The organism is Streptomyces sp. NPDC014006, from assembly GCF_043088925.1.
In the GTDB taxonomy this organism is placed as follows: Bacteria; Actinomycetota; Actinomycetes; order Streptomycetales; family Streptomycetaceae; genus Streptomyces.
Window position 1 is genome coordinate 1 of sequence record NZ_JBICAJ010000042.1, and the last position, 10475, is coordinate 10475.

A 10475-nucleotide genomic window follows, 5' to 3' on the forward strand; every position below is an offset into this window, starting at 1 on the left:
GGCCCGGTCCGGGCGAGTGCGCTGAGCACGGGGTAGGTCAGCTCGTCCACCGCCTCGCCCATGCCTTCGGTCAGCTTCCTGTGCAGCTGCGTGCGCGTGGTGCGCCGCAGCAGGACGCCCAGCGCGTCCGCGATCTCGTGTCCCACTTCTTTCTCCGGGCAGGTACCGGCGGGCTTCGGCCAGGACGTGGCGGCGGGCGAACTTGCCGCGCACGGTGGAGACGACCGCGGCGACGTCGACGGCGTCGAGTACGGCGTCCACGTGCGGATCCACCCAGACGAGCTTCATCTGCCGCCCGGACACCTCCGCGCCCTCGATGAGCCCGAGCGCGTCCAGGCCGCGCCCCAACCACCTCCCGGGCGGGAGGCCGGCCATCTCCTGGGCGTCCTTCAACGACTGGCCGACCGGACGGCGGCCGTCTCCGAAGGCGCGGGATGGGCGCTGGCTCCGGACGGCACCGCGGTGGGCCCGGCCGCGACCGAGGGCCGGAAGCCCTTGAGGATCAGGTACAGAGCGAGGCAGATCTCCCAGGCGAACACCGGGACGGCGGCGAGGGCCGCCCACGCCGAGAACTGTTCGTAGACGCCGAACATCTGAGCGGCGCCCGAGGCGAAGACCAGCGGGCCGCCGGTCAGCCCCAGCACGGGTATGAACCGGGGCACCAGGCCGGAGCGGTACAGCGGGTAGGCAAGCAGCACCGTGTTGGTTCCGCAGACGAAGCTGGGGCCGATCATGAACGTCCAGTTGTGGAAGGCTACGAGGGCGCTTGCGAGCGTGGTCGCGTCAGAGCCGGCCGTTCCGGCCAGGTCGTGCCGCAGCGTGACGAGCGCGAGAAGGGGGACGACGCCGACGGCGATGACCCCGGCTTCGAGAGTGCGCAGGCCCACATAACCCAGCGCGGCGCCCTCGTTGTGCCGCTTGACGACGGGAAACAGCGCGACCGCCGTCCCGACGACGGTGAGCGCCAGGATCACCTCGAGAAGCGCTCCTACCAGCACCCCGGTGTCGGGCCCCGGACCGACGACGTAGTCGGTGTGCTTGAGCACCGGCTCGTACAGAACGAGCGCGGCGACGGAGGTGACGTGGGTGACGAGGTAGAGGAGGCCGCCGACCACGGCGGCCCTTCGGGCGGAAGTCATGAGGGACCCCTCGTGAACCAGAGGCGTACGGCGTACACCTGACTGCTCCGGACGCTAGGTGTACGCTGTACACATGTCAAGCGGCAAGAAGCAGGGACTTCTGGGACCTCGGCGGTGGGCGGCATGAGCGAGTCGGCCACGGCCCCTCGCCGCGTGCCGTTGAACCGGGACCGGGTACTGCACGCCGCGGTGGCTCTCGCCGACGGCCTCGGCATCGAGGCGCTGAGCATGCGCAACCTGGCCGAACGGCTGGGAGTGGTGCCCATGGCGCTCTACAAGCACGTGGCGAACAAGGAGGAGCTGCTCGACGGCATGGTCGAGGTCATCGTCGGCGAGGTCGACCCGCCGGCGCCGGGCGCGGACTGGAAGAGCGCGATCCGGCAGAGGATCCTCTCGGCCCGGCAGGCGCTGCTGCGCCACCGCTGGGCATCCCAGGTGATCGAGTCGCGCACGCATGCCCCGCCCGTCGTGCTGGAGTACATGGACTCGCTGATGGGAACGTTCCGGGCCGGCGGCTTCTCCGTCGACCTCACCCACCACGTCATGCACGCCCTCGGGAGCCGCATATGGGGGTTCACCCAGGAGGTGTTCCCCACGCCGCCGCCACCGGCCGACCCGGAGGCGCGGGCGGCAATGTTCGGCCAGCTGGCCGTGCGGTACCCCCACATCATCGAGGTCGCCACGGCCGGGTCCCACGACGGGCAGTCGGCCGTGGGCGGTGGCTGCGACGACCAGTTCGAGTTCGAGTTCGCCTTGGACGTCCTCCTGGACGGCTTCGAACGGCTCCACCGGCAGGGCTGGAACTCCGCCGAGCGCAGGCCGGGCACCCGCACCGCCGGGTAGCTTGCGGGTGGCCGCCGGCGTCCCGGCCGCGGTAGGCCGCCTAGTACTGCAACGGTGCTTCTCGTGACTGATGGCCAGGTCAGGGGCTGTGTCCGCGTCGTTTGTAGTGGCTGGTGCGGGCCTGGTGTTGTCGTCGTCGGCGCCAGGCCGACCAGTGCCGAATGTGCTTGCTCCAACTCGGACCGCCAGCTCTTGCTGAAGCCGTAAGCGGCGTCCGCGGTCACCCAGAAGGGGATGCGGTCGGCGATGGCCCGCCGGACCATCGCCTTGGCCATGGCCACCTTCGTTTCGAAGACGACTGTGTCGTCGATGCCGGCCCGGCGGCATCGTTCCCGGTCGTCGGTCCAGAAGGTGGGCAGATACAGGCGCCGGTCGATCAGCGTCCGGCCGCCAGGAGCCGCATAGGCGAGGAAAACGCCGATCTGGCAGTTCTCGGTCCGCCCGGCGGTACCGGAGTACTGCCGTTGCACGCCCGCCGACCGCACTCCTTTCTTCAGGCAGCCGGTGTCGTCCACGATCAGGACGGCGCCTGGGTCACCCAGGTTGTCGACGACATACCGGCGCACGTCATCGAGGACCTCATCGGCGTCCCAGTCGATCCGGTTCAGCATCCGGTGGATACGGTCCGGGCCTGCGTGACCGGCCTCCTCCGCCAAGGTCCAGCCGTTCTTGCGCTGCAGCGGAGCGATCAATCCCCGCATACAGGCCAGCGCCGACTCCCGCGGCTCCGACCTGCTGAAACGGTGCACGAACCGCTCATGCACAGCGTCCAGTTCACCCGCCCACAACCTGACATCAGCAAGCTCCCCACCCATAACCACACCAACGACCGACCTGGTCGTCAGTCACGGCAAGCACCGTTGCAGTACTAAGACGCCACGCCCTGCATGCCGGCCTACGAGACTCTCCCCCGCTTACACCACCGACCTGGAGCGCCTCGCCAGAACAGCGCCGCCGCTTCCGCCAGACCGTGGCGGCCTTCGTCGAAGACCTGCGCACCGGATCCTTCCGCCCGGCCTCCGGGTGAACGCGCACCGCTTCAGCCCGGGGGCCTGGGCTCGGCGCGGCGTCGCTGCAGCGCCCGTGCCTGGCCGCCGCACGCGGTAGCCCGCCACGAGGCGAGCCCCTGCGGCGCTGTGAGCCCACCTGCGGCGCAAGCCCGGGCTGCGGCCACTCAGAATGCAGCAGGTGACTCATGGCCGCCCATCAGGGTTACGGCTGGCCGTGTCTTGTCACGCTTGCAAGCTGAGATATGCCCCTGTTTGAGGCTGTTTGCCATTACATGCGGAGGCGCCAAATGAACGGAAGGAAGCCAGGTACCGCACAAACCGGCGTAAAGACGACTTCCCGGCGAAGGTGGGGCCTGGGCTGTCTGGGCATCCTTGCAGGCCTCATGATCCTCATCGTCATCATCAGCGTGGCCACCTCCGGCGGCGGCAAGAAGCCCACGCCCGCCCAGTCGGCCACACCTCCGCCCGCATGTGCCAGCACGACCACCAGCAACTCGGCAGCAAACGCCACCCGGCCGGCGACGACCGCCACCACGGTCAGCGGCGATGGGGAGTACCGCGTCGGTATTGACATCGCGCCAGGCACCTACCGCACCGACGGCCCTGCCGACAGCGCACTGCCGACCTGCTACTGGGAACGCGACAAAGACGCCAAGGGAGAATTCACCTCCATCATCGCCAACGACGACCCCACCGGATCGGCCGTCGTGACCATCCTGCCGACCGACGAACTCTTCAAAACCCAGTGCTGCAAGAACTGGGTCAAGGTGGGCTAACCGGGCCCTGAGGCCGGGTCTGGGGTGCCGGCCGCGGAGCGGTGTCGACGCTGCCCGCAAGGCGAGTGGAAAGCTGGAGACATGGCATACCGCCTCCGCTGCTTCGATGCCGCGCTCGTACCCCGTGGAGAGCTCGAAGCTGTGGTGCGGCGCGGCGGCAGCGATGGCCGTGGGCGGCGGGTGGCAAGGCCGTAAGGTCGCCGCTGCTGGGCGGCGGAACGCATCACCGTCCGCATCACCCTCCTGGACGGCCCGCCAGGCGCCCTCGCAGGACGCGATCCCCTCTGGGGCTTGTCGGGCGGATCTACCGGGCCGCCGGCGCTGGCCGGGCGGCGTACCGGCGCTGCATCGCTGCGGCGACCAGCCGGACGCGGGGCAGGCCGAGCCCGTCGATACAGACCTCGACATCGGGCGCGGTGATCGAGGACGCTTCGCGCGATGACCACCTGCGGAAGATGACGGCTCCCACGCGAACCCATGGTCATGGGAACCGGTCGACCTTTTCATCGGGCCCCTGCCGTCGCTGCAGTGGTCGCGTCCTGAACCGGCTTGTCGTGGGTACTCGCGGGCGACCCGGGCGGTGTCGCGGCATCGACCGGGTCCAGAGGACACGACAAGACGGGAGGTGATCGTCGTGGCGAGTACGCCATCCCAGACCGGTCCCGACCGGCACGCCTCAGGCGGCGAGCCGGTGGCGGAGCTGACACAGCGGGCTTCGCAGCAGCTGACCGATCTGGTGCGCGGCGAACTGCACCTGGCGCAGGCTGAGATGAAGGAAAAAGGCAAGCGGTAGGGCAAGGGCGGCGGGCTGTTCGGTGGAGCTGGTCTCGCGCCTTCGGAGCGCAACGGGAACCACCTGTACTCGCCCTCGGCCACGATGTGCCGTGGGTGCGCGGGCATGCCGTGTGCGTCGGCGGTCCAGTGCAGCCGCTGGCATCCCCAGCACACGAACTTCGCGTGAGCGTGTTGCTCGTCCCATGGCGCAGCACCCAGTCGGGGCCGAGATGCCGGGCCAGATCCTGGGCAGCCGCCAGCCCCTGCGCGACGTAGCGGCGCAGGGCCGGCCGGTCGGTGAACCCGCCGTCCGGGCGCGCCCGGTTCCATCGGCTCAGCCGTTCGGTAAGGTCGCCCGGCAGGTTCAACCGGGGATCGTCCAGCGGGATCTCCTGGACAAAGTCGGCCGGGTCCGTGTAGGCACCGGCGTCCGCGGTGAACAGGGGTGATGTGGTGCCGCGGGCACGCATCAGAAGGTGGCGCGGATCGCTTGCTTGGGTCATGAGCTGTGGTCCTTCTCCTGGTCCCGCCGCGCCACCAGCCGGCACACCCGTTCCGACCGGTCCGACGGAGCGCCGTCCGCAGAGGAGACCGCGCGTCATTACCGGGACACAGGATGCCACTTCCTGGCGGTCACGGATCACTTCCGTGCCGAGTACGGCTTTCCCGTGACGGACAATCGGTCGCTGCGATCGCCGGGCTTCACGACGCTGGTGGGTGCCGAACTGCATGCCCCGCGCACGGAGGCTGGACCGTCCTGGCACATCGTCGCGGTGAGCCTGCCACGTCGCGCCGCCCGATCCCGGCGAGAACGGACCCGCGCCAGCCCGACGGGCTCTGCGGGCGCGTTCATCGGCCTTGCCCCTCCGGCCTCGCTGCTCACCGCAACCGATGCCGACAGCTTGGACGCCGAGCTGCACGACGTCCGGCTCGACCGCGGCCACATCACCGTGCGCTGCTCACCCGCCCCACGGCTGCGGTCGCCCAGCAAAACACCCTGCTGGAGCAGCATCTGAGACCAAACACCGCCGGGCGGCCCTGGTCGGGGGCCGCCCGGCGGTGACGCACATTCAGTTCTGTGACGCAAGGTCCAGCTGAGGGATGGCTGGTCAGTCCGTCTGCATCGGCGTGTCGATGTACGGACGGGACACCCAGCCCCACTGGCCCTTGTGCGCGCCCGTGTACACCTTCACATAACCCCAGGACTTCGAGCTGCCTGCCGAGCCCTTGTTGCAGGACCAGTAGACGCCTGTGCCCTTGTTGAGCTGACCCGTCGCCGTGTACGAGGTCCCCGGCCCGGTGTGGAACCTGACCGCGGCGTTGACGGTGGTGTCGAGCTTGATCTTCTCGGTGCAGGCACTGGCGCCGACCGTGGCGCTGGCGGCCGAGGCGGCCGGGGCGGTCGCCGCCGTCATACCGGCGGCCGCGGACAGAGCCAGCGCAGCGGAGACGGCCAGACGCGCAGGAGCGCGGAACTTCATGAGAATTCCCCGTTCGGTATCTCGACGTTCCCCGGAATGGGTTTGCGTGAGGAACGTGGCCAAAGTCAATTGAACTTACCCAGGGTGTGTCAACTTTCTACCCCTGCTGACGCTTCTCCACGGCCCCCGAGCCAAACGAGCTCGTGCATGGTAGGCGGTGGGGCATCGAGTTCTCGATCGTCGATCACGGTCGTGTGGTGGGGAACGCGTCTCGTGCAGCGATCATCAGCGGCCGGAGGATCACTGGCCTGTCAGCTGATGTGATCGCTGAACTCGTAGCCGAGGTGGGTCCGTTGGACTTTGACGGACGCGAGTTTGTGTCATCGGAGTTTGATCACCGCAGGTCAGCCACTCAGCGCACCTTCGGTGCGCGCCGGGGACGTGGTAAAACGCGTGGTGCGCTGGAGGTGCTTCTGTCTGCCCTGACGGCCATCTGCACGGGTGCAGCCTGTCGTCACCGTTCCGTCACAAGTAGTCGCCGCACGAAACCCTGGCGCTCTCCCGCCCTGTCTGCACTCACGTACCACGACCACGCGTACCGCGGGGCAACAACCGACGACCGAAACCCGCGGACGAGACAACTCAGGGGGACGACAGCATGCGTCACGGCAACGGCATTCGCAGGGCGGCTCTGGCGACGACGGCGATCACGGCCGCCGCGGCGGCGGTGACCGGCATCCTGCCCGGCACCGCCATGGCGGCGAGCACCTCCACCCCGCCGCCCGCCTGCCCGGCCTCCGCCCTCCAGGTCAGCGCTTGGCAGGCCGTCCACCGGCCCGTCGGGACCGGGACCGGGGCGGCGGTCGTGCAGTTCACCAACGTCTCCCGGAGGACGTGCGTCCTGAAGGGCCATCCGACGGTCGCGGGCGCCGGCAACGGCTCCCCCGCCCACAACACCCCGCTCAAGGTCACCCCCACCGGCAGGGCGGCCACCGTGACGGTCCGGCCGCACGGCAAGGCGTGGGTGAAGCTGACCTTCGTCCAGGTCCAGGGGGAGGCCGACGGCTACTGCGTGTCGGGCAAGGACCCGGTGACGTATCCGACGATGGTCATCGGGCTGCCGCACTCCGGGAAGCACCAGGCCGCCCTGAACGACGGGGTGTGGGCCGAGTGCGACAACAAGGTGACCGTCACCCCGGTCTCGGCGGTCAAGCCTTCCTGACCCCCCGGCCCCCACAAATCGAGCAGCCTGCATGACGATCGCAAGGCTCTGACCTACACGTTTACGAGGAACTGCACATAAGTGCAGGTCAGCGACTCAGCGCACCTTCGGTGCGCTGAGTCGCTGACCTGCGGTGATCAAACTCCGATGACACAAACTCGCGTCCGTCAAAGTCCGATGGCAAACGGTCAAGATCCAGTGGCACGGGACATCCATGCTGGCTCTCGTGGATCGCGGTCCATGGCGTCCCGCAACCCTTCGGTGACCTGGCATGGGACCACGCGGCAGCCGACCTGCGGCGCAAGGGCAACCCGACGCCCACCGAGGAGGAGACCGCCCAGGCGGTCGCCGAACTGCTGGTCAGAGCCAACCAGGGACCGACCGGCCAGGGCGGCGCCCCGGCCGCGCAGGCGTCCAAGCGCGACCGGCGCGTCGTCGCCCGGGCCCGAGCTGCCTCCGCGAGTCCCGGACCTCGTCCGCCCAGGCCAGAGGCGCCGCCAGCCGCCGAGAGCGACAGGCCTCTCGACGGTGACGAGGCCATGGACGGCACAGATGGCGAGCCGATCGCGAAGGTCATCCCGCTCGGCGTCTTCGACCCCTTCAAGGAGGCGGACAAGCGGTGGTGACCGCAACCGGACCCACCCCCAGCCAGGACGCGGACCCAGGCCGTCAGCATGGATCGCGACGCGCTCTGGACCGCGAGGACCTGCACCGCTACCTCACCACCCTGGAGGGCTGGCGAGAGTTCACCACCCAGGACCCAGCCCCGCCAGACCTCCTGACCGCGAACCAACTCGCTGGCCTGGACGACGACGGACGGCTTGACTACGACGATGGCCGGCTCGACTACCACACACGCCTGACCGTGGCCGCGACCTCCACCTTGCGCGCCGCGGTCCACGCCGGCCGGCGCCTGACCCTGCTCAACCGGCACGCGATCAGCGCCCGCCGGGGCCTGATCCTGTCCGGCGCGGCCGGGACGGGAAAGACCACCGCGCTCACACAGTTCGGCAAGACCATCGAGGTCATCGACCGGCGCCAGCACCCTGGCGTCGATCGGATCCCGGTCGTCTACGTCACCGTCCCGCCCGCCGCAACTTTGCGCATGCTGGCCGTCGAGTTCGCCCGCTTTCTCGGCCTGCCCGTTACCACCCGCGCCAACATCACCGACGTCATCGAAGCTGTCTGCGGTGTCCTCATCGACGCGAGAGTGAGCGTCGTGTGTGTCGACGAGTTGCACAACCTCTCGCTCACGACCAGGAACGGGGCTGAGGTCTCCGACACCCTGAAGTACTTCTCCGAGCGGATCCCGGCCACCTTCGTCTATGCCGGGGTGGAGTTGGAGGCGAACGGGATGTTCAACGGCACCCGGGGCCGGCAGATCGCCGGACGCTTCACGGTCATCGACACCGCCCCCTTTCCCCGCACTCAGGAGTGGACCGGTCTGGTCAGTACCTTCGAAGAGGCCCTGCGACTGCACCATCACCAGCCCAAAACCCTGGAAAAGCTGGCCAACTACCTCCACCAACGCACTGGCGGCATGATCGGCACCCTCTCCCATCTCATCCGCGGTGCCGCTGTCGACGCCATCCTGGACGGCACCGAGAAGATCACCCGCCAGTCCCTGGAACGCGTCAAACTCGACCGCGCCACCCAGACCCGCAAGATCAAGCCCGCCTCATGACCTCCCGCACCGACGCCGGTGACCGCCCCCGCCTACTGCCGGTCCGGCCCCGTCCCAAGGCCGGGGAGACCACCGACTCCTACGTCCGTCGCCTGGCCCGAGCAAACCACCTCAAGCCTAGCTACCTACGCGGATACCTTGTCGGACCACCGGACTACGGCCAGGGGAAGCGCCCCAGAGCCGACCGGCTCGCAGCCGTCACCGGGCGTCGGCAAAACATGCTCGAACGAGCACTGGTGGTCGACCTGGCACGACAGAGACGCCCCGCTGCCGGCGCCCGTCACAAGGGGCCCCGGCCGACGAGCCGGACGACCATGCCCTCGGACGCTCCTGCGGTGGGCTGACCACGAAGATCCACCTGGCCGCGGACAGCCGCTCTCGGCCGCTCGCCTTCGTACTCACCCCCGGCCAGGCAGGCGATGCACCCGCCTTCCCGGAGGTCATGGCCCGCCTGCGGGTGCCGCGGCGGATCGGCCGGCCCAGGACCACCCCGGAGATGGTCCTGGCCGACAAGGCCTACTCGTCACGCGCGATCCGGACCCATCTCCGCCGGCGCGGGATCCGCGCGGTGATCCCTCAACCCTCCGACCAGGTCGCCAAGCGCAAGAAGCGAGGCCGATCAGGCGGCCGCCCGCCTGCCTTCGACGGTGCGTCAGCCGCTGGCGGAGATGGCGGCGACGGCACTGCGGCTGCTGGTGCGCATGATGGACGGGGACCGCCCGGAACACACGCGCACGGAGCTGTCGACCCGACTGGTGGAACGAGCCAGCACGGCGCCACCGAAGGGGGCGTGAACGCCGCCGCCGGAGGACGCACGAGCGACGCCACCGCCCGAGGACGGCACCACCGACGCCGCCACGCGAACGGCCGGGCACCGCGCGGGTACCCGGCCGTCCTTGCCCCTTTCGGGCGCCCCCTCAGCCCGCGCCGACCAGCGCGTTCATCAGGTCCACGGCGCTGCCGTCGTGGTCGCTGCCGGCGGTGCCGCTGCCGGTCCGGAGGTTGGCGGTGCGGTCCACCTCCAGGACCGAGTCCGACCGGGAGTTGTCGATCACGGTGATCAGGCTGCCGTCCGCCGCCGCGGGGGCCGTGGCGGCGCCCAGCAGGGCCGCCGTGAGGGCGGCCGCCGTGCGCAGCCGCGCGGCGGCGGGGCGGGTGCCGCTCACGCCGGGACGCCCTCGGACTCGGCCTGCGCTGCGGCGGCCTGCTCGACGGCGGCCTCCGCCTCGGCGACCGTCTGCTCGGCCGTGGGTGTCGTGCGCAGGCGGGCGATGTTGCGTTCCAGCAGCCGGGTGGCCGCCTTCACGCCGACGCCGTTCGCGGCGTCGACCTCGGGCAGCCGGCCGTCCGCCTCCTTGAGTCCGGCGAGCGCGGAGTCCATCGCCTCGTGCGCGGCGAACAGACACGGCGTGGAGTAGATGGCGACGTCGACGCCGAGGCCGGACAGCTCACTGAGCGACATCCTCGGCGACTTGCCGCCGGCGATCTGGTTGAACAGCAGCGGCTTGCCCCCGACCACCTCGCGGATGCGGCGGATCCACTCCACGCTGCGCACCCCGTCGACGAGGACCACGTCGGCGTCGGTGGCGGCGAGCCGCTCGGCGCG

At 69.8% G+C, this 10475-nt stretch carries 10 protein-coding genes and 6 pseudogenes; 9 read left to right on the forward strand and 7 right to left on the reverse strand.

Translation table 11 applies throughout. The features are described 5' to 3' along the window. Nucleotides 1-146, reverse strand: a pseudogene (locus ACF1GV_RS42305) (MarR family transcriptional regulator); the annotation flags it as partial. 243 nt (nt 147-389) lie between these two features. Beyond that, a complete protein-coding gene (locus ACF1GV_RS42310; protein WP_391692465.1) occupies nt 390-1139 on the reverse strand; it encodes a DUF4386 domain-containing protein in 750 nt (249 codons plus the stop codon). 123 nt (nt 1140-1262) lie between these two features. Between ACF1GV_RS42310 and ACF1GV_RS42315 the strand changes: the two genes are divergently transcribed. After that, nucleotides 1263-1982, forward strand: a complete 720-nt coding sequence (locus tag ACF1GV_RS42315) for a TetR/AcrR family transcriptional regulator C-terminal domain-containing protein (RefSeq protein WP_391692467.1) — start codon at nt 1263-1265, stop codon at nt 1980-1982. A 164-nt stretch (nt 1983-2146) separates the two neighbouring features. Here ACF1GV_RS42315 and ACF1GV_RS42320 read toward each other — a convergent pair. Beyond that, nucleotides 2147-2797: pseudogene (locus tag ACF1GV_RS42320) on the reverse strand (IS701 family transposase); the annotation flags it as partial. A gap of 578 nt (nt 2798-3375) precedes the next feature. Here ACF1GV_RS42320 and ACF1GV_RS42325 point away from each other — a divergent pair. Next, nucleotides 3376-3768, forward strand: coding sequence for a hypothetical protein (locus tag ACF1GV_RS42325; RefSeq protein WP_391692469.1), 393 nt, complete (start codon nt 3376-3378; stop codon nt 3766-3768). A 304-nt stretch (nt 3769-4072) separates the two neighbouring features. Here the strand turns inward: ACF1GV_RS42325 and ACF1GV_RS42330 are convergent, their stop codons facing one another. Continuing rightward, on the reverse strand, nt 4073-4237 hold the full coding sequence (locus ACF1GV_RS42330) for a hypothetical protein (RefSeq protein ID WP_391692471.1): 165 nt from the start codon (nt 4235-4237) through the stop codon (nt 4073-4075). A gap of 165 nt (nt 4238-4402) precedes the next feature. Between ACF1GV_RS42330 and ACF1GV_RS42335 the strand changes: the two are divergent. Both ACF1GV_RS42335 and ACF1GV_RS42340 read left to right on the forward strand, forming a co-directional pair. Further along, nucleotides 4403-4558, forward strand: a pseudogene (locus ACF1GV_RS42335) (phage holin family protein); the annotation flags it as partial. Nucleotides 4559-5210: 652 nt separating this feature from the next. Then, the gene (locus ACF1GV_RS42340; RefSeq protein ID WP_391692473.1) at nt 5211-5558 is read left to right on the forward strand and encodes a hypothetical protein; all 348 of its coding nucleotides are present in this window, start codon (nt 5211-5213) and stop codon (nt 5556-5558) included. Between the two features lie 93 nt (nt 5559-5651). On the opposite strand, the gene ACF1GV_RS42345 is transcribed toward ACF1GV_RS42340, so the two are convergent. Continuing rightward, nucleotides 5652-6023, reverse strand: coding sequence for an SH3 domain-containing protein (locus ACF1GV_RS42345; RefSeq protein ID WP_391692475.1), 372 nt, complete (start codon nt 6021-6023; stop codon nt 5652-5654). Nucleotides 6024-6621: 598 nt separating this feature from the next. On the opposite strand from ACF1GV_RS42345, the gene ACF1GV_RS42350 reads away from it, so the two are divergent. From ACF1GV_RS42350 to ACF1GV_RS42370, 5 genes and pseudogenes are all read left to right on the forward strand, one after another. Beyond that, nucleotides 6622-7185: a DUF4232 domain-containing protein gene (locus ACF1GV_RS42350; protein WP_391692477.1), complete on the forward strand. Its 564-nt coding sequence runs from the start codon at nt 6622-6624 to the stop codon at nt 7183-7185. A 619-nt stretch (nt 7186-7804) separates the two neighbouring features. After that, on the forward strand, nt 7805-8869 hold the full coding sequence (locus tag ACF1GV_RS42355) for a TniB family NTP-binding protein (RefSeq protein ID WP_391692479.1): 1065 nt from the start codon (nt 7805-7807) through the stop codon (nt 8867-8869). Continuing rightward, nucleotides 8866-9213 (forward strand): TniQ family protein, encoded by a 348-nt coding sequence (locus tag ACF1GV_RS42360; RefSeq protein ID WP_391692481.1) that lies wholly within the window; start codon nt 8866-8868, stop codon nt 9211-9213. Before ACF1GV_RS42355 ends, ACF1GV_RS42360 begins: the two co-directional genes overlap by 4 nt. After that, a pseudogene (locus ACF1GV_RS42365) lies at nt 9189-9503 on the forward strand (transposase); the annotation flags it as partial. The gene ACF1GV_RS42360 and the pseudogene ACF1GV_RS42365, both read left to right, overlap by 25 nt. 7 nt (nt 9504-9510) lie before the next feature. Further along, a pseudogene (locus tag ACF1GV_RS42370) lies at nt 9511-9663 on the forward strand (substrate-binding domain-containing protein); the annotation flags it as partial. Between the two features lie 123 nt (nt 9664-9786). Here the strand turns inward: ACF1GV_RS42370 and ACF1GV_RS42375 are convergent. Further along, a complete protein-coding gene (locus ACF1GV_RS42375) occupies nt 9787-10035 on the reverse strand; it encodes a hypothetical protein (RefSeq protein WP_391692486.1) in 249 nt (82 codons plus the stop codon). Continuing rightward, nucleotides 10032-10475, reverse strand: a pseudogene (locus tag ACF1GV_RS42380) (carboxyvinyl-carboxyphosphonate phosphorylmutase); the annotation flags it as partial. The pseudogene ACF1GV_RS42380 and the gene ACF1GV_RS42375, both read right to left, overlap by 4 nt.

Coding starts and splice junctions, on each gene's coding strand:
- ACF1GV_RS42310 (WP_391692465.1), bottom strand. CDS start 1,139: ATGACTTCCGCCCGAAGGGCCGCCGTGGTCGGCGGCCTCCTCTACCTC.
- ACF1GV_RS42315 (WP_391692467.1), top strand. CDS start 1,263: ATGAGCGAGTCGGCCACGGCCCCTCGCCGCGTGCCGTTGAACCGGGAC.
- ACF1GV_RS42325 (WP_391692469.1), top strand. CDS start 3,376: ATGATCCTCATCGTCATCATCAGCGTGGCCACCTCCGGCGGCGGCAAG.
- ACF1GV_RS42345 (WP_391692475.1), bottom strand. CDS start 6,023: ATGAAGTTCCGCGCTCCTGCGCGTCTGGCCGTCTCCGCTGCGCTGGCT.
- ACF1GV_RS42350 (WP_391692477.1), top strand. CDS start 6,622: ATGCGTCACGGCAACGGCATTCGCAGGGCGGCTCTGGCGACGACGGCG.
- ACF1GV_RS42360 (WP_391692481.1), top strand. CDS start 8,866: ATGACCTCCCGCACCGACGCCGGTGACCGCCCCCGCCTACTGCCGGTC.